The organism is Rhodopseudomonas sp. BAL398 (assembly GCF_033001325.1).
Taxonomy (GTDB): domain Bacteria; phylum Pseudomonadota; class Alphaproteobacteria; order Rhizobiales; family Xanthobacteraceae; genus JARJEH01.
The window spans coordinates 267720-291135 of record NZ_CP133111.1 but is presented as its reverse complement, the minus strand read 5'-3'; the positions used below and the strand labels follow the sequence as shown (position 1 = coordinate 291135).

Sequence of the window (23416 nt, the reverse complement as noted above, 5' to 3'; positions counted from 1 at the left end):
ATTCAGGCCTTCAATAACGAGAAAAGTTCGCGTTCCTCAGCAGCATCCTGATCGAAAGTGAGTGTCGAGCCGCAGCCCAGCGATCGGTTGATCGCGGCCAGGAAATAGTCGGCGAAGCTCGCCGATCCCTGACGATAGCGGCGAACGGCATCCACGGCTTCATCCAGAAACGGCACAATACATTCCGGAGATTGCAGCAATCTCTCGATGTGATCGGCGATCACGCCGCGTGGCTTCTTGTAGGTTCGTTGCAGGGTCCAGGCGAATTCCGACAGCACGATGGGATTCAACAGAAAGCTGCCGTCGGCTTCAGCAGTCGCAAACAGCTGCTCGACCGCAGCCGACTGCTTGGCGTCCGTCACGTCGAAAGCCGAAGTATAATGTTGGTATCGAGTCCGATCACGTCGTCCGCCGTCTCCTGATCCGAATTTCCTGGTCGGCCATCTCGGCAGCGATGGCGTTGTCGATATCCTTTTGCGTCAAGGGCCGACCCAGCGACAGCGGTTCAAGCTCCTTCCGGCTCTCCAGAACGCTTCGCCGCAGATTTTTCGTCAGCGTGGCGCGGCCGTTGTCGGAAAACTCGAGATTGATTCGATCTCCAGCCTTCAGTTTCCACAATTTTCTCAGCGCCGCTGGCAATGTCAGTTGCCCCTTGCTGCTCAGGGTCACATCTGCCTTGTAAGTCATTTTCGGACCTCCTTACATCGCAAGATATGCCTTACATTGTGGCCCATCAAGCCTTGTCCAGCTTCCCCATCACCTCGCCGCGAAAGCCATAGATCTCGCGCTTGCCGGCCAGCGCCACCAGTTGGACGTCGCGGCTCTGGCCGGGCTCGAACCGGACCGCGGTGCCGGCGGCGATATCGAGCCGCATGCCGCGAGCTTTGGCGCGGTCGAATTGCAGCGCCGGATTGGTCTCGAAGAAATGATAGTGTGAGCCGACCTGGATCGGCCGGTCGCCGGAATTGGCCACCGTCAGCGTCACCGTCTCGCGGCCCGCATTGAGCTCGATCTCGCCATCCTGGATCAATAATTCGCCGGGGATCATGGCAGCTTCCCTTTCACAGATCTTCGCCTTCGCTCAGCTTGAGCTCGAAATCCGCCACAGCCTGCGTCATCGCGGCCTCGTGGGAGGCGAGCGCGCTGTCCAAGTCCCAGAGCCTGGGGCGCAGTGGGCTCGCTTTGTTCAGCAAGGCATCATGTCCAAGGTCACGCCAGTCATCCTGATCCGCGGGAAACTCCGCGATCGCGGCCTCAATCACCGGCGCTGCTTCGGCCGCGCCGATGATCCGAAGCGCCTCCGGGATCAAGACGATGTCGGCGCCATTCCAGTTCGAAAACAATTGCGAAAGGCCGCCATTGAACCACTCGCCCAGAAACCTTTCGACCAGAGCCAAAGCCTCGTCCGGCCGCGTCAGGTCGAAATCAGCCAGCTCTTGCCAACGCTGCTTCGGCGGATCAGCGACCATGATAGCGTCCATCACCGGATCGGTTCGTGGACGGTCACCAGCTTGGTGCCGTCCGGAAAAGTGGCCTCGACCTGGATGTCGTGGATCATCTCGGCGATGCCGTCCATGCATTGGGCGCGGCTGATCACCTGGGCGCCGGCCTGCATCAGCTCGGCGACGCTGCGGCCATCGCGCGCGCCCTCGACGATGAAATCCGAAATGATCGCGATCGCCTCCGGATGGTTGAGCTTGACGCCGCGCTCCAGCCGGCGGCGCGCGACCATCGCGGCCATCGAGATCAGCAGCTTGTCCTTTTCGCGGGGAGACAGATTCATGCAGGCACTCGATCGATTGCAGGGCTGGCCGAGCCGAAACGCGCGCCAGAAGTTAAGTGAGCCACATCCTCGGCAGCGCCGAGCCGCTGGCGCGGCCGAGCACCGTCATCATGTCGGCGCGCAGCCGTGCCGCATCTTGGGCACAGAACCGCGCCATTGCAAATCCATTCCAGGCGGAAATTCCGACCTCGCCGCCGAAGCTCTGCGACGCCTCGCGCAGCCGCTCGATCAGCGCCTCGTCGCCCGGCACGATCAGCGCGGTGCCGATCGCGACGCCGCCATTGGCGATCGCCGGTCGCGCCAGCTTTTCGCCGATGTCGCCGTCAAGCCGCACGGTTTCGGCGAACACCAATTTGCCGCCGCGCCGCAGCCGCCAGCGATCGACGAACTGGCCCTGCCGCATCGTCTCGCCCATCGCGGTGCGGCCGAAAATCACGATCTCGCACAGCAGCAGCGACGCTGTGTCATCCAGATCGATATCGATCCGCCGCTCGACCCGCGCCTGGTCGAACAGGATGGTCTCCTGCGGCAGCCAGGCCAGCTGCGCGCCCGCCTCGGCTTTGAGCGCGATGTCGATGCTGGCCGCCGGCCCATGCGAGCGATAGACCTTCTCGGCGGCGGCTGTGGTGACGGTCAGCGCCGCATTCTCGCCGACCGCGATGTCGATGTCGAAACGATCACCGCCGGCAATGCCGCCCGCGGTGTTGACGAACATCGCCGACAGGCCGCGCGCCTCCGGCGACGGAAAGCGCACCCGCAGCGATCCGGATTCATGCAGCTCGCGCCGGCGCGTCACGCCACGCTCATCGGCGCGCACGTCGAATCTGACCGCGCCCTGCGCCCGATTTGCGTCGAAAACCCGCGCCGCTGCGGCGCTGTCGCTGTGCATCTGCCCTCCGACCCGATCGGTCGCCAACATCTACAGCGCCATCTGGCGGCTGATTTCGGCGGGATCAAGTGTCGCACGATCGCAGGTGAATTTCACCGCGCCGCGATCCATCACGGCGAAATTGTCGCCGAGCTCGCAGGCGAAGTCGAGATATTGTTCGACCAGTACGATGGCGATGTTGCCGAGGCTGCGCAGATAGGAGATCGCCCGGCCGATATCCTTGATGATCGAAGGCTGAATGCCCTCGGTCGGCTCGTCGAGCAGCAACAGCTTCGGCCGCATCACCAGGGCGCGGCCGATCGCCAATTGCTGCTGCTGCCCGCCGGACAGATCGCCGCCGCGGCGACCGAGCATCGAATTCAGCACAGGGAACAGCGAAAACACGTCGTCCGGAATGCTGCGGTCGGCGCGCTTCAGCGGCGCATAGCCGGTCTTGAGATTTTCCTCGACGGTCAACAGCGGAAAGATCTCGCGGCCCTGCGGCACGAAGGAAATCCCGCGACGCGCCCGCTCGTAGGGCTTCAGCTTCGAAATCTCGGCGCCGTCAAAGATGATCGAGCCCGATGCGATCGGCTGCTGGCCGACCATCGCCCGCAACAGGCTGGTCTTGCCGACGCCGTTGCGCCCCAGCACGCAGGTCACTTTTCCCGGCTCGGCCGCGATCGAGACCCCGCGCAGCGCCTGGGCCGCGCCATAATACAGGCTGATATTGTCGACGGTCAGCATTCGCTTCCATTCCCTTGCCAGCCGCGCGGCGGCGCACAACGGCGCGTGTTGTGTTTCACGTCATCGCCCCAGATACACTTCGACCACCCGCTCGTTCTGCGACACCTGATCGATGGTGCCTTCGGCCAGTACGGTGCCTTCGTGCAGGCACGTCACCTTGACGCCGAGTTCGCGCACGAAGGTCATGTCGTGCTCGACCACCACCACGGTCTTGTGGTCGCGGTTGATCTCTTTCAGCAGTTCGGCGGTCTGATGGGTCTCGACGTCGGTCATGCCGGCGACCGGTTCGTCGACCAGCAGCAGTTTCGGATCCTGCGCCAGCAGCATGCCGATTTCGAGCCACTGTTTTTGCCCGTGCGACAGCGAACCGGCGAGACGATCGCGCGCGTCGGCGAGGCGAATGGTCTCCAGCACGCGCTCGATCCGGTCGGTCTCGTCCCGGGTCTCGCGCCAGAACAGCGTGCCACGCACGCGATGGTCGACATTGAGCGCCAGCAGCAGATTGTCGGCGATGGTCTGGCTTTCGAACACCGTCGGCTTCTGGAATTTGCGGCCGATGCCGAGTTCGGCGATCTGGGTCTCGTCGAGCCTGGTCAGATCGGTGGTGCCGTCGAACATCACCTCGCCCTTGTCGGGCTTGGTCTTGCCGGTGATGATGTCCATCATCGTGGTCTTGCCGGCGCCGTTGGGGCCGATGATGGCGCGCATTTCGCCGGGCTCCAGCGTCAGCGACAGATTGTTGATGGCATGAAAGCCGTCGAACGAGACGTGGACGCCGTCGAGATATAGCAACGCGGATGTGGTGCGGGTTTCCAGCATGCTCATCCGCTCACTCCGCCGGTTTGGGTTCGATGACGCCATCTTCGCGCGCGGCGCTTTCGGCATTGGCGTTGTCGCGCCTGGCCTTCCACGGCTCCCACCAGGCGTTGAAAGTGCCGATGATGCCGCGCGGCAACAGCAGCGTCACCAGGATGAACAGCGCGCCGAGCATGAACAGCCAATACGGCGCCAATGGTCCCGAGGTGAACACCGTCTTGGCGTAGTTGACGACGACGGCGCCGAGCGCCGCGCCGATCAGCGTGCCGCGGCCGCCGACCGCGACCCAGATCACCGCCTCGATCGAATTGGCCGGCGCGAATTCGCCGGGATTGATGATGCCGACCTGCGGCACATAGAGCGCGCCGGCGACGCCGGCCATGCAGGCCGACAGGGTGAACACGAACAGCTTGTAGGATTCCACCCGGTAGCCGAGAAAGCGGGTGCGCGATTCAGCATCGCGGATCGCGATCAGCACCTTGCCGAGCTTCGAGGTCACCACCGCGCGGCAGATCAGAAAGCCGATCGCCAGCGCCAGGCAACTCAGCGCGAACAATGCCGCGCGGGTGCCGTCGGCCTGAACGTTGAAGCCGAGGATGTCCTTGAAATCGGTCAATCCGTTATTGCCGCCGAAGCCGAAATCATTGCGGAAGAACGCCAGCAGCAGCGCATAGGTCATCGCTTGCGTGATGATCGACAGATAGACGCCGGTGACGCGCGAGCGGAACGCCAACCAGCCGAAGCAAAACGCCAGCAGCCCCGGCACGATCAGCACCATCAAGGCTGCGAACCAGAACATGTCGAAGCCATGCCAATACCATGGCAGCTCCTTATAGTTCAGGAACACCATGAAGTCGGGCAGAACGGGATTGCCGTAGACCCCGCGCGAACCGATCTGGCGCATCAGATACATGCCCATCGCATAACCGCCGAGCGCGAAGAACGCGCCGTGGCCGAGCGAGAGAATGCCGCAATAGCCCCAGATCAGGTCGATCGACAGCGCCAAGATGGCGTAGCAGACATATTTGCCGAACAGCGCCATCAGATAGGTCGGCACCTGAAACATCGAGCCTTCGGGCAGCAGCAGATTCGACAGCGGCAGCAGAATGCCCACGGCAGCGACGATCAGCAGAAACACGGTCGCGCTGCGATCCAGCGAGCGGGTAAGAATGTGCGGGGTCATGCCAGGCTCCGCGGCAGAGCGAGGCGCGCCCCCCTCCCCCTTGCGGGGAGGGGTCGGGGGTGGGGGGCCGCGAGCACTGAGCGCGTGGCTACCCCCCACCCCGACCCTCCCCCGCAAGGGGGGAGGGAGTGAGGCTGCGACACGGAGCGGATTCGGTACACAAACAACATACTCATGTCTCGATCGCCCTGCCCTTGAGCGCGAACAGGCCGCGCGGGCGTTTTTGGATGAACAGGATGATCAGCACCAGGATGGCGATCTTGCCGAGCACCGCGCCGGCGACCGGCTCGAGGAACTTGTTGGCGATGCCCAGCGTGAAGGCGCCGACCAGTGTGCCCCATAGATTGCCGACGCCGCCAAACACCACCACCATGAAGCTATCGATGATGTAGCTTTGTCCGAGATTGGGGCTGACATTGTCGATCTGCGACAGCGCCACGCCGGCGATGCCGGCGATGCCGGAGCCGAGACCGAAAGTGAGGGCGTCTACCCGCGAGGTGGCGATGCCCATCGAGGCCGCCATCCGCCGGTTCTGCGTCACTGCGCGCATTTCCAGGCCGAGGCTGGTGTAGCGCAGCATCGCCAGCAGGATCACGAACACCGCCAGCGTGAAGCACAATATCCATAGCCGGTTGTAGGTGATGACGATCTGCCCGATCTCGAACGCCCCCGACATCCAGCTCGGATTGCCGACCTCGCGGTTGGTCGGGCCGAACAGCGTGCGCACCGCCTGTTGCAGCACCAGCGACAGGCCCCAGGTCGCCAGCAGGGTCTCGAGCGGGCGGCCGTAAAGAAAGCGGATGATGCTGCGTTCGATCAGCACGCCAATCGCGCCGGCGACGATAAAGGCCAGCGGCACCGCCATCAGCAGCGAATAGTCGAACAGCGCCGGATAGGAGGTACGGATGGTTTCCTGCACCACGAAGGTCACATAGGCGCCGATCATCACCATCTCGCCATGCGCCATGTTGATGACGCCCATCACCCCGAAGGTGATGGCGAGGCCGATGGCGGCCAGCAGCAGCACCGAGCCGAGCGAAATCCCGTACCAGCCGTTTTGCACCATCGACCATAGCGCCAGATTGCGCTCGATCGCGGCCTTGGCGGCAGCGGCGCCTTTGGCCACCGCAGCACTTTGTTGCCCGGTCAGGCCGGTCAGCAGCGCCAGGGCTTCCTGATCGCCACGAGCCTGGATGGCGGCGATCGCCTCGAGCTTTTCCGGGTCGGTGGCGTCGTCCTTGAACAGCAGGATCGATGCGCGGGCCTCACCGAAGGCCAGCTTGGCGGCGGGGTCGGTCTCCTTGCTCAGGGCGTCATCGACCAGCGGCAGCATGTCGGCGTCATGGGTCTTGAACACCGAGCGGGCGGCCAGGATCCGCTTGTTGAGATCCGGCGAGCGCAGCGTCAGCGCGCCTATCGCCGCATTGACCGCGCGGCGCAGCCGGTTGATCAGCCGCACCGCGGACAGATCTGCCGGCGCGTCGGCGACCTTGGCGCCGGTGGCGGCGTCGACCATCGTGCCGTCGGCCTGCTTGATGAAGACCCGCTTGGTCACCGGATCGGCCAATAAGCGGCCGGCCTTCAGCGCGCTGATCACCTCGAGCGCGCGCGGGTCGCCGCCGGTGGCCAGGGCCTCGATGGCGGCGCCGGTATCGGCGAATGAATCATTGGCGAATTGTCCGACCGCGTCCTCGAACGGCCCGGCCAGCGTCGGCAGGGTGGAGACGACAATCAGCAATCCTGCGAGCGCGAGCGCGCGGAAACCTGCGAAGAAATTGATGTGCAATGTTTGGACCCCGGCCGAGGAGAACGGAAGGCGGCGGACGCGCCGCCTTCCAGGCTTGATCGATCAGGAGAGGCTCAGGTGCCCTGACCGCCGCACTTCTTGGTGACGGTGTTGTAGTTGCCGCATTTCAGCGTCACCCAGTCGGCTTCCAGATCCTTGGAACCCGGCAGATAGTCGGACCAGGCATCGCCCGGCACCAGCTTGGCCTTCGTCGGATCGTCGGGCGACACCACATTGAACTGGCCGTCGGCCTGGATCTCGCCGATGAACACCGGCTTGGTGATGTGGTGGTTCGGCAGCATTTCGGCCGTACCGCCGGTCAGGTTCGCCTGCTTGATGCCGGGCAGCGCCGCGATCACCTTGTCGGGGTCGAACGACTTGGCCTTCTCGACGGCTTTCACCCACATGTTGAAACCGATGTAATGGGCTTCCATCGGGTCGTTGGTGGTGCGCTTCGGGTTCTTGGTGAAGGCGTGCCAGTCCTTGATGAACTTCTCGTTCGCCGGCGTCTTGATCGACTCGAAGTAGTTCCAGGCGGCGAGATGGCCGACCAGCGGCTTGGTGTCGATACCGGCGAGCTCTTCCTCACCGACCGAGAATGCGACGACCGGGATATCGGTGGCTTTGACGCCCTGGTTGCCGAGTTCCTTGTAGAACGGCACGTTGGCATCGCCATTGATGGTCGAGACCACCGCGGTCTTCTTGCCGGCCGAACCAAAGGTCTTGATCTTTGAGACTTCGGTCTGCCAGTCGGAGAAGCCGAACGGGGTGTAATTGACCATGATGTCTTCGGGCGCGACGCCCTTCGACTTCAGATAGGCTTCGAGAATCTTGTTGGTGGTGCGCGGATAGACGTAGTCGGTGCCTTCCAGCACCCAGCGCTTCACCTTTTCTTCCTTCATCAGGTAATCCACCGCCGGGATCGCCTGCTGGTTCGGCGCCGCGCCCGTATAGAACACGTTGCGCTCGCTCTCTTCGCCCTCATACTGGACGGGATAGAACAGGATCGAATCCAGCTCCTTGAACACCGGCAGCACCGATTTGCGCGACACCGAGGTCCAGCAGCCGAACACCACCGCAACCTTGTCCTTGGTGATCAGTTCGCGAGCCTTTTCGGCGAATAGCGGCCAGTTCGATGCCGGGTCCACCACCACGGCTTCGAGCTTCTTGCCAAGCACACCGCCCTTCTTGTTCTGCTCGTCGATCAGCATGAGCATGACATCCTTCAGCGTGGTCTCGCTGATGGCCATGGTGCCGGACAGCGAATGAAGGATGCCAACCTTGATGGTGTCCTCGGCTTTGGCCGAGGAGAAACCGGCCAAGCCCAAAACGAGACCGGCGGTCGCCGCCAGCCAACGTCGCCGGCTGAGCGGAGTCGCAATGAAGTGATGCAATCCAGTAAGCATGAGGTGTCATCTCCCTGCGCAGGCGTTGAATACGGCCCCACGGCCGCCTGCGTTAAGGCAATCGCAAGAACTGTGCCATCCAGGAAGGCAGAGCTAATGTATTGTTTTGATAGGGATATTCAAATTAACTCCGAAATCGCCCGATTTCGCGGCTTAATCCTTGGGCAATTCTGCCCGAGTCAGGCCGCGCTTCCTGTATATTTTTTAAGCAAACTACGGTGGATGATTAAATCTTGCTCCAGCATTGCCGCTGGAAGGATCATCGGCTGGCTCGACTATCTGTCCCAACCATCGCAATTCACCTTGAAAGCGCCGCGTTCGTGTTCCATATGTCTTGCACGACCTTGAGAATCATCAGGTCATCGCGAGCCGCGTGTTCTGAGCCCGTCCGACGGTTTCTGGCTTGCCCCTTCAGCTAACCAAAACCGACGCCCCAAACACGCGGGTGTCCCAGACACCCCCTCGCGGGCTCCCGGCGCAGCAAGTCGGGCGCCAGCTTTTATAATGGAAAGAAACCTTCTTTTGACCTCCTTTCAGGATTTCGGCCTGGCCGATCCCATTACGCGTGCGCTCACCGAAGAAAACTACACCGTGCCCACGCCCATTCAGGCGCAAACCATTCCTCTGGCAATGACCGGCCGCGACGTCATCGGCATCGCTCAGACCGGCACCGGCAAGACCGCGTCCTTTGCCCTCCCGATCCTTCATCGCATCCTCGAGAACCGCATCAAGCCGCAGCCCAAGGCCTGCCGGGTCCTGGTGCTGAGCCCGACCCGCGAATTGTCGGGTCAGATCCTCGAGAGCTTCAACGCCTATGGCCGTCACATCCGGCTGACCTCGGCGCTGGCGATCGGCGGGGTCCCGATGGGACGCCAGGTTCGCTCGATCATGCAGGGCGTCGAAGTGCTGGTCGCCACGCCGGGCCGGCTGATCGACCTGGTGCAGAGCAACGGCCTCAAGCTCGGCAATGTCGAGTTTCTCGTGCTCGATGAAGCCGACCGCATGCTCGACATGGGCTTCATCAACGATATCCGCAAAATCGTCGCCAAGCTGCCGACCAAGCGCCAGACGCTGTTCTTCTCGGCGACGATGCCGAAAGACATCGCCGACCTCGCCGAGCACATGCTGCACGATCCGGCACGCGTCGCCGTCACCCCGGTGGCCTCGACCGTCGACCGCATCACCCAGCGGGTGATCCAGGTCGATCATTCCGCCAAGCCGGCGATCCTGGCACAGATCCTGAAGCAGGAGACGGTCAACCGCGCGCTGATCTTCACCCGCACCAAGCACGGCGCCGACAAGGTCGTGAAGGGCCTCGAGCGCGCCGGCATTCGCGCCGACGCGATCCATGGCAACAAGTCGCAGAACCATCGCGAGCGCGTGCTGGCGTCGTTCCGCTCCGGCGAGATCCGCACCCTGGTCGCCACCGACATCGCCGCCCGCGGCATTGACGTCGACGGCATCAGCCATGTGGTGAATTTCGACCTGCCGAACATTCCGGAGACCTATGTGCATCGGATCGGCCGCACCGCGCGCGCCGGCGCCGAGGGCATCGCGATCTCGTTTTGTGCCGGCGAGGAAGCAGCTTTTCTGCGCGACATCGAAAAGCTGATCCGCATCACCCTGCCGAAGGAAGATCGCCGCACCCCGGGGCACCACCCCGCGCCGGCTCCGACGCAGCATCGCGGGCAGCGCTCGTCGCATGGCCATTCCGGCCGCGGCAATGACGCAGCACCGGCATCGAACGGCCCGCGCCGCCGGCGTGGACCGCCCGGCGGCGGTGCCGCTGTTCCTGTCGCCCGGCAGAACAGCGAACCAAGCCGGCACGAGCCCAGCTCGCGCCCGCAACATGGCGCCAAGGCCGAAGGGATGCAGGGCGTTGCCTTCCTGCATCGCGAGAGCCGCCCGGCCCAGCCCAAGACCAATCAACGACCGCAACGCTGATCAACGCCGATCTGGAGACGATGATGGCTAAAGAAGAGCTGATCCAGTTCGAAGGACTGGTGACTGAAATCCTTCCCGATGCGCGCTATCGGGTTCAACTCGATGCCGGACACGAAATTGTCGCTTATACCGCCGGCAAGATGAAGAAGAACCGGATCAAGACGCTGGCCGGGGATCGGGTGACAATCGAGATGTCACCCTATGACCTCGAAAAGGGCCGGCTTATTTTTAGGCACAAGGACGAACGTCCGGGTGGCGGGCCGCCCCGCGGTGCGCCGCCGCGCGGCCAATTCCGCCGCCGATAATTTGCGCGGCGGATCCTCTGGACCGCCGGGTAAAACCTGGCAAAGCCGACCCTTTTGCAAGACTGGCGCCGATCAAAAAATCGTGCACGTCAGGATTGTTTTGGGCGCCGGCTTCGCATAATATAGACTAATCGATTTTCGGCCGGACGACATTAGCAATCCACCGGTACAGCCGGTTTAGACGCTGACGACCCTTCCAAAAATTCGATCTCACCAGCCCATCTGAAAAGTGGGCTTCGACTATATCTATCTTGAGAAGGGACTACCCCCGTGAGCATGGGAACCGTGAAGTGGTTTAACGCGACCAAGGGCTTCGGCTTCATTCAGCCGGACGATGGTGGCAACGACGTCTTCGTGCACATCAGCGCCGTCGAGCGTGCCGGTCTCGGCACTCTGCGTGAAGGCCAGAAGATCAGCTACGAAATCGTCGCCGATCGTCGCTCTGGCAAGTCGTCGGCCGACAATCTGCGCGCCGCTGGCTAAACCAGGTTTCGACAGCAGCGCTGACGAAATTCGGTAAGCAAATAACGAAAGGCCGCGCTCGCTGCGCGGCCTTTTTTGTGGCCGGTGTTTGTCGTCCGGTCTGATTGCGTCGCGTCCCGACGATGTACCGCAGCCAACCGCCGATCAGTAAGTTGGGCAGAGGCTCTGAGTGCCATACAGGACGCAGGTCGACTGACGCGGGCGGGTGAATGTGGTGTCGGCCAGCGTCACCCCGGCACTGCTCACCACATAGCCAATCGCCGGTTTGTAGAGATAGCTGACTTCGCTCCAAATCAGATAAGTATTCGGGACCGCGAGCTGCGACGGAATGGTGACCGTGTCGCCCTGCGTGTGGCCCGAATTCGTCAAGGTTGCGGTGACCGTGTTGCCGCTCTGGCTCACCGTCGCCTTCTTGCTCCACTGCACCTTGGCGACCTTCGAGCCGTTGACAAAGATCTCCGAAATGGTGGCCACGGCCGGGGTCGCTGAATATGGCGTCAGGATCCCGTAGCTGGCGGCAAACACGTTCTTCAGGTCGGCGTCCGATACGTTGGTGGCCTGCGAGGTCAAATCCGACAGCGTGCGCGCCACCAGGGTGACCTTGCGGTTGACCGCGACCCCGGTCGACAATTCGACGGTGCCAAAAAACATCACCAGCATCAACGGCACGATAAAGACGAATTCGATCGCCGCGACGCCGCGGCGGTCGTCGATCATCCGCACGAAACAACCAAGCATTCGCGAGCATATTGCTGACATCGGCTGCATCAGGCGATTCCTAGAACGGCTCGTTGCGGAATGCCGCGGTGGCCGACAGCAGCCGCTTGCTTCCGCTCAGATTGGCGATGTTGTAGCCGAGCCCGGTGACGAACAGCGGCCATTGATAGAAGGCCCTGACCACCACGATGTCGCCGGCGGCGCCGGGGCTGTACTTCATGTTGTCGACAAAATTCTTGCTGGCGTCGACCGGATCGGTGACCGCCACGGTGCTGAACGATGAATAGCTCTGCACGTCGACATAGATGCCGTTCTTGCAGTCGAACAGCGCGTTGAGGCGGCTGCAGATATCGTTTTTGAACTGTGCTTGGCTGTAGGACGCGTCCTGCGCCTGCCCGGTCAGGATCAAGCGCGCCGAATCCTGCACCGCGGTCTCGAGCACCTGCCCCGCGAAGAACACCAGCGCGGTCTCGATGATGGCAAACAACAAGGCGAAAAAGATCGGCGCCACCAAGGCGAATTCGACCGCCGCAGAGGCCCCTCGGTTACGGCCGAACCGGCGCGCCAGCCTTGCCATGGATAGAACGATCGACGACGGCATCCGTGCAATCCCACGCTGTGGTCTGGTTTCCCGCCAGCATAGCCGGAACTGATTGTGGAAGTGTTTCGCCCGATCGATACACAGCACCTCGCGCCGTTAACCGCCGCTTAACCATCGGCGCAAATGCATCTTGGCCTCCAACCGATCAGTTGCCCTGCGGTCTGCTGGGGCCGCCCGTCGCCTGGGTATTGAGGCTGCCCGCCTGATCCATCGTGGACTTGAAGTAGCCTTCCGAGTCCCCGAGCGTCACGCGCCGTTGGCACGTCGGCATGCAGCTGTAGGATTCGCGGTTGACGCCGCGATAGACCGTCACGACCTGATCGCTTGGCCCCTCGACCTGGATCAGCCGGTCGGCGAGGATCTTTCCGCTGCGGTCCATCGCGATCACATTGGTCGCGCCATAACCCTTGCCGGTTACGATAACCATGCCGCCGGGCTGTATAGTGACATCGGCGATCAGCGGATTGCCCACCACGAGGGTGGAGATGTGATCGGGCAGCCTGACCAGCTTGGCCTGATCAACATTGACCGAGATGGTATCCACCGCGTCCGCCATTGCGGCGGCCGGCAACAGCACCAGCCCGATCACGAGCGAACGCAACGAGGATATAGCGCGCATACGGCGCTTCGACTGGATCGACATACTTTACTCCGGGGCATTGACTAGCCGGCAAAAGCGATACGCAGCGGTTCCGGCGCCCGACATGGCAAAGGTGACGTTAATTGATGAACGAACCGCAAATGTTCAAAGCGGGCCTGCGCCGGAGTCGGCGGTTCGGCGCCGGCTGACAGTCGCGCCATCAGGCCTGCCCTCGTTTGCGTTGGCGCGAGACGCGTCGCTTTTGCATCAATTTAACAGGGCATTTACCGTAGTGAAGAACAGCGAAATGCACCCACGTTTCCGCAATCGAATTAACTGCGCTGCAATTTCCCGACCATACGGTTGCGGTCATGGTCGCGGTGCTGAGAACGCCGAACCGACCAGATGAGTTCGACAGCCACGTGTACACATGGAGTTATCACAATGAACAATATCGTTGCGCGCTTCCTCAAGGATGAGTCCGGCGCCACCGCGATCGAATACGGCCTGATTGCCGCCGGCATCTCGCTGGCGATCATTGCCGTGGTCAACGGCATCGGCACCAAGCTCAACACCGCGTTCACGAGCATCAGCGGAAGCCTGAAGACCGCTCCGTAAATCCTTCGATCGACTGACAATGAAGGCCTCGGCAAACCGGGGCCTTTTTTGTTCGCTCAACGCACAGCGCAGCGATTGTCGCGGCGCGCCAGATTGTTGTTATCGACGGTTCGACATGATTATTCATCGCGGCGTTGCTGAAATTCCCGCTGTCCCCGTAGAAACCCGGATGGCCGCCTCCCCCGGAATCGAGGCTACCAAGCTGGTCTGCGCGGCGCTGCTGCTGGCGATCGTCGCGCTCGCATCAGGGATATTGACCAGGATTTGAGCGACCGCGAGTCGTTTTCCGATTGTTCATTTCTGCGGGATAGATTCGCACAGCCTCCATTTGGTCCAAGCCCAACCGCCCGAGCCCCATCATGATTGCTGACATCCTGCGCCTGATGTTGTTTCCGGCCTTGATGGCATTTGCGGCCGCCAGCGACCTGTTCACCATGACGATTTCCAACCGGGTGTCGTTGCTGCTCGTCGCCGGATTCGTCGTGCTGGCGATCCTGAGCCATATGAGCGGCGAGGATCTGCTGTCCCATGCCGGCGCCGGCCTGGCGGTTCTCGCCGTGGCCTTTGGCTGCTTTGCGATGGGATGGGTCGGCGGCGGCGACGCCAAGATCGCCGCGGCGACCGGCCTGTGGTTCGGCTTCGGCCATCTGCTCGACTATCTGCTCTATGCCTCGCTGTTCGGCGGCGCTCTGACCTTGGCGTTGCTGCAATTCAGGGAGTGGCCGCTGCCGCATCAACTCGCTGGCGAAACCTGGCTGCTGCGTCTGCACAACAAGGAAAGCGGCATCCCCTACGGCATCGCGCTGGCGATCGGCGCCCTGATGATCTATCCGCACACCGAATGGATCCGGGCCGTGGACCTGGGTCGCTTCGCGCTGCCCTGAATCTTAAAGGCGCGTTCCGCTCACACAATTTAGATACGCCTCATTAACCATGCTTTGACGAATAGCTGGTCAACTCCCATGGCAGCGACGGGTGCGTCGCCGCGTAATGTGGAAAGTGAAGCGTATGAATACCGCACGCATTGTCGTCCTGACCATCGCTGTCGGGGCCGGCGGCGTCGCAGCCTATCTGGCCAGCGGCACCGGCCCGGCGCCCGCCCCCAGTGCGCCGGTCGCTCAGATGCCAACCGTCGACGTCCTGGTCGCCAAGGCCGACATTCCGCTCGGCCAGGCGGTCGGGCCGGGTGAGGTGCAGTGGCAGAGCTGGCCGGCCTCGAGCACCAGCTCCAGCTTCATCCGCCGCAGCGAACGACCCGACGCCACCACCCAGCTGATCGGATCGATCGCGCGGTCGCCTTTCATTGCCGGCGAACCGATCCGGGAGCAGAAGCTGGTGAAGGCCAACGGCTCCGGCTTCATGGCCGCCATTCTGCCCACCGGAATGCGCGCGATCTCCACCGAAATCTCGCCGGAAACCGGCGCCGGCGGCTTCATCCTGCCGAATGATCGGGTCGATGTGATCCTATCCAAGCGCGAGAAGAGCCCCGACCAGCCCGGTTCCACCGACACCGTCAACTCGGAAATCATCCTCAGCAATGTGCGGGTTCTGGCGATCGACCAGACCGTCGAGGAGAAGAATGGACAGAAGGTCGTGGTCGGCAAGACGGCGACGCTCGAATTGAAGCCGGAGCAAGCCGAATTCCTGGCGCGGGCGCGCCAGAGCGGGACGCTGTCGCTGGCGCTGCGCAGCCTGGCCGACGCCAGTGCCGCCGAATCCACCAGCAACGAACACCGTGCCAAGCGCGACAGCATCAACGTCGTCCGCTACGGCGTTTCCACCACCACGACGATGCAGAAGTGACCAGAGGACGCGATATGAACCGCGCAAACAAGCACCGTTTGATGCCGCGTCTGCTGGCGCGCGCGATGGCATTCTCGGCCGCCGCGGTTCTGATGCTGGTCCCTGCCCTGAATCCGGTGCTGGCGAGCGACTATCGCGCGGCGCCGATCGCCAGCGGCGGGTCGAACCTGAATGCCCGCTTTCTCGCGCTCGGTATCGGCAAATCCCTGGTGGTCGACCTGCCCCGCGACATCAAAGACGTCCTCGTCGCCGACCCGAAGATCGCCAATGCGGTGGTCCGCTCCGCACAGCGCGCTTACATCATCGGCGCGGCGGTGGGCCAGACCAACATCATCTTCTTCGATTCCAGCGGCCAGCAGATCGCCGCCTACGACATCGCCGTGACCCGCGATCTCAACGGCGTCCGTGCCGCGTTGAAGCAGGCGCTGCCCGGCGCCGACATCCACATCGAAGGACTCGGCGAGGGCGTGATGCTGTCCGGCTCGGTGTCGAGCCCGATCGAAGCCCAACAGGCCGGCGATCTTGCCGCGCGGCTGACCGGCGACGCTTCCAAGGTGGTCAACAGCATCGTGGTTCGCGGCCGCGATCAGGTGATGCTGAAAGTCACCGTCGCCGAGGTCCAGCGCAACATCGTCAAGCAGCTCGGCGTCGATCTCAGCGCCAGCATGAACTACGGCACCGCCGTGGTGAATTTCAACACCAAGAACGCGTTCGGCTACTCCGGGACTCCGGCGAACTCCCTCACCACCTCCTTCGGCTCCACGCCGTCGGTCACCGCGACGCTGCGGGCGATGGAGACGGCCGGCGTTGTGCGGACCCTCGCGGAGCCGAACCTGACGGCGATTTCCGGGGAAACCGCCGCATTCCTCGTCGGCGGCGAATTTCCGGTTCCGAGCGGCGTCGACTCCAAGACGCTGCAGCCAACGATCACCTTCAAGAAGTTCGGCATCATGCTGAACTTCACCCCCGTCGTCATGACCGAAGGCCGGATCAGCCTCAAGGTGATGACAGAGGTCTCGGAGGTGTCGCAGGAAAATTCGGTGACGCTGAGCGGAACCATCATCCCGTCGATCAAGACCCGGCGGGTCGAAAGCACGCTGGAAATTCCCTCGGGCGGCACGATGGCGATGGCCGGCCTGATCCAGCAACAGACCAAGCAGGCCATCAACGGCCTGCCGGGAATGTCGCAGATCCCGGTGCTCGGCACCCTGTTCCGCAGCCGCGACTACATCAACAATCAAACCGAATTGATGGTGATGGTGACGCCCTACGTCGTCAGGGCCGTGGCTCAGAAGGACCTGTCGCGCCCGGATGACGGCTTCGCCGATGCATCCGATCCGCAGTCGGATCTGCTCGGCAACATCAACCGGATCTACGGCGTTCCGGGGCGGAGCGAACCGACCCAGACCTATCGCGGCACATACGGCTTCATCACTGACTAGGCGGGACGAGGACACGACGATGTTGATTACCAAACCCGCCAATGCGATGCGCGGCGTCCGGCTCGGGGCCGCCCTGATCGGGCTGTCGATCACGCTGGGCGCCTGCACGCACACCAGCCAGGACGTCACCGCGAGCATTCCCAACGATTATCGGCAGCGCCATCCAATCGCCATTCGCGAAGCCGACCGCACCGTGGTGATCTTCGTCGGTAACGCCCGCGGCGGATTGACCGGCCCGCAGCGCGCCGACGTCGCCGAGCTGGCGCAGAGCTGGCTGCGCGAAGGCACCGGCGCGATCGTCGCCGAAGTGCCGGCGCAGACTCCCAATGCCCGCGCCGCCGCGGACTCCTTCCGCGAGATCCAGGCGCAGCTGTCCGCCATGGGCGTGCCGCCGCGTGCGATCACGGTGCGACACTATCACCCCGCCAGCGAGCGGCAGTTCGCACCGATCCGCTTGATCTATCCCAAGATCACGGCGGTCGCCGGCCCTTGTGGTTTGTGGCCCGAAGATCTCGGCCCCTCGATCAAGAACAAGGGCTACCTCGAGAACAAGCAGTACTGGAATTTCGGCTGCGCCACCCAGCGCAACCTTGCGGCGATGGTCGACAACCCCTCTGATCTGGTCCAGCCGCGCCCCGAGACGCCGGCCTACACCGCACGCCGGTCGACCATTTTCGACACCTACCGCACGGCCAAGCCGGACGCCAACAAATCCACCGCAATCAGCGAAGTCGGAAAATGATCAGTTACGCCCGCCAAAATCAGGATGAACCGACCGCCACCGTCGAGGAGGACCACATCGCGCCGGCGCCGCGGGTGTCGGTCCAGGCCTTCTGCGAAACCGTGGAGACCGCCGCGGCGGTGCAGTCCGGCAGCGAAGACCGTCGGCTCGGAAAGGCTCACCTGAAGATCCAGATGGGCGGCATGGCGGCGGCGATCGAGGCCTATCGCGCGGCGCCGACGCCGAACGTGATCGTCGTCGAAACCGATCCGCGCAGCGACATCCTGGCCGGGCTGGATCAACTAGCCACGGTCTGCGACCCCGGCACCCGCGTCGTGGTGATCGGCAAGGTCAATGACGTCACGCTGTACCGTGAACTCGTTCGCCGCGGCGTCAGCGATTATGTGATCGCGCCGATCGGCCCGCTCGACGTCGTTCGCTCGATCTGCGGCCTGTTCTCGGCGCCCGAGGCCAAGGCCGTCGGCCGCGTCATCGCCATTGTCGGGGCCAAAGGCGGGGTCGGCGCATCGACCATCGCCCATAATGTGGCGTGGGCGATCGCGCGGGATCTGGCATTGGATTCCGTCGTCGCCGATCTCGATCTCGCCTTCGGCACCGCGGGACTCGATTACAATCAGGATCCGCCGCAAGGGATCGCCGACGCGGTGTTCTCGCCGGACCGCGTCGATACCGCCTTCGTCGACCGCCTGCTCTCGAAATGCACCGACCACCTCAGCCTGCTGGCAGCGCCGGCGACGCTTGATCGGGTCTATGATTTCGGCGTCGACGCCTTCGATTCGATTTTCGACACGTTGCGCACGACGATGCCCTGCATCGTGCTCGACGTGCCGCATCAATGGTCCGGATGGGCCAAGCGGGCGCTGATCAGCGCCGACGACATCCTGATCGTGGCCTCCCCCGACCTCGCCAATCTGCGCAACACCAAGAACCTGTTCGACCTGTTGAAGGCGGCGCGGCCGAATGATCGTGCACCGCTGTATTGCCTGAACCAGGTCGGCGTTCCGAAGCGGCCCGAAATCAACGCCAGCGAATTCGCCAAGGCGATCGAAGCCCCGCCGATCGTTAGTATTCCGTTCGATGCCCAGATGTTCGGCCTCGCCGCCAACAATGGCCAGATGATCGCCGAGATCGCGGCCAACCACCGCACCACCGAGCTGTTTCTGCAGATCGCGCAGCGTTTGACCGGCCGCGGCGAAACCAAGGCGCCGAAAACCTCGCTGTTGTCGCCGTTGTTGAAGAAATTGTGGACCAAGTGAGGCCCGCCCTGGAGTATCGACGTGTTTGGCAAGCGTAACGGAGCAGACAACGAGGTTCGCAGCCTCAAGCCCGGAGCCGGCGCGCCGGAATCCTCGTCCAGCGCCGCGGTGATGTCGCGTCCGGTCGCCGACCAGCCGCTCGGTAAAGTCGCATCTCCGCCGCTGGCGCCGCCGGCCCGTTCTGCGCCGCCCGCGCCTCCGATCGACGGACGACGCTCGGATACTTATTATCAGGTCAAGGCCACGATCTTCGGCGCGTTGATCGAAGCGATCGATCTGGCGCAGCTCGCCAAGCTCGATGGCGAGTCGGCGCGCGAGGAAATTCGCGACATCGTCAACGAAATCATCGCCATCAAGAACATCGTGATGTCGATCGCCGAACAGGAAGAACTGCTCGACGATATCTGCAACGACGTTCTGGGCTACGGCCCGCTGGAGCCGTTGCTGTCGCGCGACGACATCTCCGACATCATGGTCAACGGCGCCGGCACGGTGTTCATCGAAGTCGCCGGCCGGATCCAGCGCACCGGCATCCGGTTCCGCGACAATCAGCAGCTGTTGAACATCTGCCAGCGCATCGTCAGCCAGGTCGGCCGCCGGGTCGATGAATCCTCGCCGATCTGCGACGCCCGCCTCGCCGACGGCAGCCGCGTCAACGCCATCGTGCCGCCCCTGGCGATCGACGGGCCCGCGCTGACCATCCGCAAATTCAAGAAGGACAAGCTGACGCTCGATCAGCTGGTCAAATTCGGCGCGATCACGCCGGAAGGCGCGCAGATCCTGCAGATCATCGGCCGCTGCCGCGCCAACGTGCTGATCTCCGGCGGCACCGGCTCGGGCAAGACCACGCTGCTGAACTGCCTGACCAATTATATCGACGACGACGAGCGTATCATCACCTGCGAAGACGCCGCCGAACTGCAATTGCAGCAGCCGCATGTGGTGCGGCTGGAAACAAGGCCGCCCAACATCGAGGGCGAAGGCCAGGTGACGATGCGCGAGCTGGTGCGCAACTGCCTGCGTATGCGGCCGGAGCGGATCATCGTCGGCGAAGTCCGCGGACCCGAAGCCTTCGATCTGCTGCAGGCGATGAACACCGGCCATGACGGCTCGATGGGCACGCTGCACGCCAACAATCCGCGCGAGGCACTGTCGCGCTGCGAATCCATGATCACGATGGGCGGCTTCTCGCTGCCCTCGCGCACCATCCGCGAGATGATCTGCGCCTCGATCGATGTGGTGATCCAGGCCGCGCGCCTGCGCGACGGCTCACGCCGCATCACCCACATCACCGAGGTGATGGGGATGGAAGGCGACACCATCATCACCCAGGACATTTTCCTCTACGACATGATCGGCGAGGACGCCAACGGTCACATCATCGGCCGCCATCGCTCCACCGGAATCGGCAGGCCGCGGTTCTGGGACCGCGCGCGCTATTACGGCGAGGAGAAGCGGTTGGCCGCGGCGCTGGACGCATCCGAAATCGTCACCGAGATTTAGGGAGCGAGCCGATGCAGTCGAATTTGCAATTGCTCTCACTCGGATTCTTCGCCGCCATTGCCGTCGGCGGGGTGGCCTGGGTCTTTCTCTATCCGTCGCTGTCCGGCGAAAAGAAATCCGAACAACGCCGCGCCTCGTTCGCCCGGTCGGAACCGGCGGTTCGTCAGGTCGACAAGTCGCAGCGATCGCGCCGCGAACAGATCGAAGGCACGCTGAAGGAAGTCGAGGCGCGCCACAAGAAGCAAAAGAACGTCGCTATTGGTGTTCGGCTGGCTCAGGCCGGCCTCGACTGGACGGCCAAGAAGTACTTCGTACTGTCCGGCGTACTCGGCCTGGCATTTTTCCTGGGCGGATTGATGTTCGGGGGCGGCCTGATCGCCGCAACCGGCCTGGCCTTTGCCGCCGGCTTCGGACTGCCGCGCTGGACGTTGAGCTTTCTCAAGAAGCGGCGGGAAAAGGCGTTCCTGAAGGCGCTGCCCGACGCCGTGGATGTGATCGTCCGCGGCATCAAGGCCGGTCTGCCGCTGTTCGATTCGCTCAAGGTGGTCGCCGCCGACGCGCCCGAGCCGCTCAAGGGCGAGTTCATGGCCATCATCGAGACGCAGGCGATTGGGATTCCGCTCGGCGACGCCTGCGTCCGGTTGTATGACCGCATGCCGCTGCCGGAGGCCAACTTCTTCGGCATCGTGATCGCCATTCAGCAAAAATCCGGCGGCAATCTGTCGGAAGCGCTCGGCAATCTGTCCAAGGTGCTGCGAGATCGCAAGAAGATGGCGGAAAAGATCCAGGCGATGTCGATGGAAGCCAAGGCGTCCGCCGGCATCATCGGGTCGCTGCCGCCGATCGTGATGCTGCTGGTCTACCTGACCACCCCCGATTACATCTCGCTGCTGTGGACCCATCCGACCGGGCAGCTGATGCTGGCTGGCTGCGTGGTGTGGATGTCGATCGGCATTTTGGTAATGAAGAAGATGATCAACTTCGACTTCTGATGGTGCAGCATGATTGAGTTCCTGATCGACAAGCTTCACGACGCGCGGTTCATGACGATGCTGCTGGCCGCCATTGCGGCGAGCGCCACCGCCTATACGCTGGTGATGCCGTTGTTCGCGGGAGAAACGCTGGCCAAGCGCATGAAATCCGTCGCTAGCGAGCGCGAGCGGCTTCGCCAACGCGAGCGCGACCGCCTCACCAAGACCGAAAAGATCTCGCTGCGCACCGCGCCCAAGCAGTTCATCTCCAAGGTGGTGGATGGCTTCAATCTCAGCAAATGGGTCGCCCAGGAAACCGCGCTCGACAAGCTGGTGATGGCCGGCTATCGCGGCCAGGCCCCCTATGTCACCTTCCTGTTCTTCCGTTTGGTGACGCCGATCCTGTTCGGGGTCGGCGCCGCCCTCTACGTGTTCGTGATCGCGCACATGCAGCAGTCGACGCCGATCAAGATCGGCATCTGCATCGCGGCGGTGTATCTCGGCATGCAGGCGCCGATGCTGTTCCTGCGCAACGCCATCACCAAGCGCCAGCTCTCGATCAAGCGGGCGTTTCCGGATGCGCTCGATCTGCTGCTGATCTGCGTCGAGTCCGGCATGTCGATCGAAGCGGCGTTCCGCAAGGTCAGCCTTGAGATCGGATCGCAGTCGATTCCGCTGGCCGAGGAATTCACCCTGACCACCGCCGAACTGTCCTATCTGCAGGACCGCAAGGTCGCCTATGAGAACCTGGCCAAGCGCACCGGCCTCGAGGGCGTGAAGTCGGTCTGTCTCGCTTTGCAGCAATCGGAGCGCTACGGCACCCCGCTCGGCCACAGCCTGCGGGTGATGGCGCAGGAAAACCGCGACATGCGGATGAACGAAGCCGAGAAGAAGGCGGCGGCGTTGCCGCCGAAGCTGACGGTGCCGATGATCCTGTTCTTCCTGCCGGTGCTGTTCGTGGTCATTCTCGGACCGACCGGCATCAAGGTCGCGGCGATGCAGTAAGGCGGCCGGCGACGCCCGCCGCGCGGGCCGCCACGGTGTTACTCAGGAGTGGTTGGAAGCCGATCGGTCACGGCCGCCGCCCTTGCCGTTCAGCATCTGCTGCAGATAGGCGACATTGGCCGCCGCCTGATCCGGCGGCAGGTCGGCCCGCACGATGGATTCGGCCTCGGCGAAGCGCCCCTGCAGCCCGATCACCAGGGCCAGATTCTGGCGCACCCGCGCATCGGCCTTGGCGCTGCCATAGGCCTGGCGCAGCGCCTGCTCGGCCTGGGGCAACTCCTTGGTCAGCACATAGGACAGCCCCAGATTCGACAGCACCGAGGGTTCGCCCGGCGCGATCTTCAGCGCGCTCGCATAATATTGCCGCGCCTCGGCGCTGCGCCCCATCTGGTCGAGCACGGTGCCCTGCACCGACAGGATGCGCCAATCCGGATTTTGTGGGGTATGGGCGTGCGACAGGGTCTCGAAAGCCAGCTTGAAATTGCCGTTGTCGGCCAAAGCGCGCCCATAGGCGGCCAGCAAGGTCTTGTTGCCGGGATGGGAGAGCGTGGCCTGTTCGAGCACGGCGACCGCCTGGGCGCGCTGGCCGGTGACGCGCAGCGCCTGGCCATAGCGTAGCGCCGCTTGCGCATCCTTGGGATTGGCGCGGTATCGTTCGCCGTCGATCTGCACAGTCCGATACGGATCGGTGTCGGGCCTTGCTTGGGCCCGGGCGCCAAGCGAACCTGTGATGTCCGGCATCCCCGCGGTCTGGCAGCCGGCGAGGCCCGTGGCCAGGATCGCGGATACGGCCGCGGTGGCAACAATGCGGGCAAGACAAGGGGGCTGACGCATGACACTTTAACTCGCAAGAGCCG

28 protein-coding genes are annotated in these 23416 nt (G+C 63.2%); 13 read left to right on the top strand and 15 right to left on the bottom strand.

Going from position 1 to position 23416, the window contains the following annotated elements; translation table 11 throughout:
• Positions 1 to 2 precede the first annotated feature (2 nt).
• From RBJ75_RS01330 to urtA, 11 genes are all read right to left on the bottom strand, one after another.
• A complete protein-coding gene (locus tag RBJ75_RS01330) occupies positions 3 to 362 on the bottom strand; it encodes a PIN domain-containing protein (RefSeq protein ID WP_044415945.1) in 360 nt (119 codons plus the stop codon).
• A gap of 37 nt (positions 363 to 399) precedes the next feature.
• A complete protein-coding gene (locus RBJ75_RS01325; protein ID WP_044415943.1) occupies positions 400 to 687 on the bottom strand; it encodes an AbrB/MazE/SpoVT family DNA-binding domain-containing protein in 288 nt (95 codons plus the stop codon).
• A 46-nt stretch (positions 688 to 733) separates the two neighbouring features.
• Entirely contained in the window at positions 734 to 1048 is a 315-nt protein-coding gene (locus tag RBJ75_RS01320; RefSeq protein WP_044415941.1) for an urease subunit beta, read from the bottom strand.
• Positions 1049 to 1061: 13 nt separating this feature from the next.
• On the bottom strand, positions 1062 to 1469 hold the full coding sequence (locus RBJ75_RS01315; RefSeq protein ID WP_160297966.1) for a DUF4375 domain-containing protein: 408 nt from the start codon (positions 1467 to 1469) through the stop codon (positions 1062 to 1064).
• Between the two features lie 11 nt (positions 1470 to 1480).
• Positions 1481 to 1783 (bottom strand): urease subunit gamma, encoded by a 303-nt coding sequence (locus RBJ75_RS01310; RefSeq protein WP_044415937.1) that lies wholly within the window; start codon positions 1781 to 1783, stop codon positions 1481 to 1483.
• Between the two features lie 52 nt (positions 1784 to 1835).
• Positions 1836 to 2672 (bottom strand): urease accessory protein UreD, encoded by an 837-nt coding sequence (locus RBJ75_RS01305; protein ID WP_044415949.1) that lies wholly within the window; start codon positions 2670 to 2672, stop codon positions 1836 to 1838.
• 30 nt (positions 2673 to 2702) lie between these two features.
• Positions 2703 to 3398 carry an urea ABC transporter ATP-binding subunit UrtE gene (urtE, locus tag RBJ75_RS01300; protein WP_044415935.1) on the bottom strand — a complete coding sequence of 232 codons (696 nt, stop codon included), beginning with the start codon at positions 3396 to 3398 and terminating at the stop codon, positions 2703 to 2705.
• A 60-nt stretch (positions 3399 to 3458) separates the two neighbouring features.
• Positions 3459 to 4223: an urea ABC transporter ATP-binding protein UrtD gene (gene urtD, locus RBJ75_RS01295; protein ID WP_044415933.1), complete on the bottom strand. Its 765-nt coding sequence runs from the start codon at positions 4221 to 4223 to the stop codon at positions 3459 to 3461.
• A 4-nt stretch (positions 4224 to 4227) separates the two neighbouring features.
• Complete coding sequence (gene urtC, locus RBJ75_RS01290) at positions 4228 to 5397, bottom strand: urea ABC transporter permease subunit UrtC (RefSeq protein WP_044415931.1); 1170 nt, start codon at positions 5395 to 5397, stop codon at positions 4228 to 4230.
• A 172-nt stretch (positions 5398 to 5569) separates the two neighbouring features.
• The gene (urtB, locus tag RBJ75_RS01285; RefSeq protein ID WP_411194536.1) at positions 5570 to 7135 is read right to left on the bottom strand and encodes an urea ABC transporter permease subunit UrtB; all 1566 of its coding nucleotides are present in this window, start codon (positions 7133 to 7135) and stop codon (positions 5570 to 5572) included.
• Between the two features lie 122 nt (positions 7136 to 7257).
• The gene (urtA, locus tag RBJ75_RS01280) at positions 7258 to 8589 is read right to left on the bottom strand and encodes an urea ABC transporter substrate-binding protein (protein ID WP_044408491.1); all 1332 of its coding nucleotides are present in this window, start codon (positions 8587 to 8589) and stop codon (positions 7258 to 7260) included.
• A gap of 504 nt (positions 8590 to 9093) precedes the next feature.
• Between urtA and RBJ75_RS01275 the strand changes: the two genes are divergently transcribed.
• From RBJ75_RS01275 to RBJ75_RS01265, 3 genes are all read left to right on the top strand, one after another.
• Positions 9094 to 10533: a DEAD/DEAH box helicase gene (locus RBJ75_RS01275; protein ID WP_173427332.1), complete on the top strand. Its 1440-nt coding sequence runs from the start codon at positions 9094 to 9096 to the stop codon at positions 10531 to 10533.
• 23 nt (positions 10534 to 10556) lie between these two features.
• Positions 10557 to 10838 (top strand): translation initiation factor IF-1, encoded by a 282-nt coding sequence (gene infA, locus RBJ75_RS01270; protein ID WP_011474121.1) that lies wholly within the window; start codon positions 10557 to 10559, stop codon positions 10836 to 10838.
• Positions 10839 to 11108: 270 nt separating this feature from the next.
• Positions 11109 to 11321: a cold-shock protein gene (locus RBJ75_RS01265; RefSeq protein ID WP_011474122.1), complete on the top strand. Its 213-nt coding sequence runs from the start codon at positions 11109 to 11111 to the stop codon at positions 11319 to 11321.
• A 144-nt stretch (positions 11322 to 11465) separates the two neighbouring features.
• On the opposite strand, the gene RBJ75_RS01260 is transcribed toward RBJ75_RS01265, so the two are convergent.
• From RBJ75_RS01260 to RBJ75_RS01250, 3 genes are all read right to left on the bottom strand, one after another.
• Positions 11466 to 12038: a TadE/TadG family type IV pilus assembly protein gene (locus RBJ75_RS01260; RefSeq protein ID WP_152647658.1), complete on the bottom strand. Its 573-nt coding sequence runs from the start codon at positions 12036 to 12038 to the stop codon at positions 11466 to 11468.
• A gap of 61 nt (positions 12039 to 12099) precedes the next feature.
• Positions 12100 to 12639, bottom strand: coding sequence for a TadE/TadG family type IV pilus assembly protein (locus tag RBJ75_RS01255; protein WP_044408479.1), 540 nt, complete (start codon positions 12637 to 12639; stop codon positions 12100 to 12102).
• A 145-nt stretch (positions 12640 to 12784) separates the two neighbouring features.
• Positions 12785 to 13282 carry a pilus assembly protein N-terminal domain-containing protein gene (locus RBJ75_RS01250; RefSeq protein WP_044408477.1) on the bottom strand — a complete coding sequence of 166 codons (498 nt, stop codon included), beginning with the start codon at positions 13280 to 13282 and terminating at the stop codon, positions 12785 to 12787.
• Positions 13283 to 13663: 381 nt separating this feature from the next.
• Between RBJ75_RS01250 and RBJ75_RS01245 the strand changes: the two genes are divergently transcribed.
• From RBJ75_RS01245 to RBJ75_RS01200, 10 genes are all read left to right on the top strand, one after another.
• On the top strand, positions 13664 to 13837 hold the full coding sequence (locus RBJ75_RS01245; RefSeq protein WP_044408475.1) for a Flp family type IVb pilin: 174 nt from the start codon (positions 13664 to 13666) through the stop codon (positions 13835 to 13837).
• Between the two features lie 19 nt (positions 13838 to 13856).
• Entirely contained in the window at positions 13857 to 14105 is a 249-nt protein-coding gene (locus RBJ75_RS01240; RefSeq protein WP_152647657.1) for a hypothetical protein, read from the top strand.
• A gap of 91 nt (positions 14106 to 14196) precedes the next feature.
• Positions 14197 to 14721, top strand: a complete 525-nt coding sequence (locus tag RBJ75_RS01235; RefSeq protein WP_044408472.1) for a prepilin peptidase — start codon at positions 14197 to 14199, stop codon at positions 14719 to 14721.
• A gap of 124 nt (positions 14722 to 14845) precedes the next feature.
• Entirely contained in the window at positions 14846 to 15640 is a 795-nt protein-coding gene (gene cpaB, locus RBJ75_RS01230; RefSeq protein ID WP_044408470.1) for a Flp pilus assembly protein CpaB, read from the top strand.
• A gap of 14 nt (positions 15641 to 15654) precedes the next feature.
• A complete protein-coding gene (locus RBJ75_RS01225) occupies positions 15655 to 17082 on the top strand; it encodes a type II and III secretion system protein family protein (RefSeq protein WP_234707357.1) in 1428 nt (475 codons plus the stop codon).
• Positions 17083 to 17101: 19 nt separating this feature from the next.
• On the top strand, positions 17102 to 17824 hold the full coding sequence (locus RBJ75_RS01220; RefSeq protein WP_080900957.1) for a CpaD family pilus assembly protein: 723 nt from the start codon (positions 17102 to 17104) through the stop codon (positions 17822 to 17824).
• Positions 17821 to 19080: a CpaE family protein gene (locus RBJ75_RS01215; protein WP_044408468.1), complete on the top strand. Its 1260-nt coding sequence runs from the start codon at positions 17821 to 17823 to the stop codon at positions 19078 to 19080. Before RBJ75_RS01220 ends, RBJ75_RS01215 begins: the two co-directional genes overlap by 4 nt.
• A 21-nt stretch (positions 19081 to 19101) precedes the next feature.
• Positions 19102 to 20583, top strand: coding sequence for a CpaF family protein (locus RBJ75_RS01210; RefSeq protein ID WP_044408466.1), 1482 nt, complete (start codon positions 19102 to 19104; stop codon positions 20581 to 20583).
• An 11-nt stretch (positions 20584 to 20594) separates the two neighbouring features.
• Positions 20595 to 21575 carry a type II secretion system F family protein gene (locus RBJ75_RS01205; protein ID WP_044408464.1) on the top strand — a complete coding sequence of 327 codons (981 nt, stop codon included), beginning with the start codon at positions 20595 to 20597 and terminating at the stop codon, positions 21573 to 21575.
• A 9-nt stretch (positions 21576 to 21584) separates the two neighbouring features.
• Entirely contained in the window at positions 21585 to 22559 is a 975-nt protein-coding gene (locus RBJ75_RS01200; RefSeq protein WP_044413210.1) for a type II secretion system F family protein, read from the top strand.
• 42 nt (positions 22560 to 22601) lie between these two features.
• Here RBJ75_RS01200 and RBJ75_RS01195 read toward each other — a convergent pair whose 3' ends face one another.
• Positions 22602 to 23393, bottom strand: coding sequence for a tetratricopeptide repeat protein (locus RBJ75_RS01195; protein ID WP_044413207.1), 792 nt, complete (start codon positions 23391 to 23393; stop codon positions 22602 to 22604).
• Between the last annotated feature and the right edge of the window lie 23 nt (positions 23394 to 23416).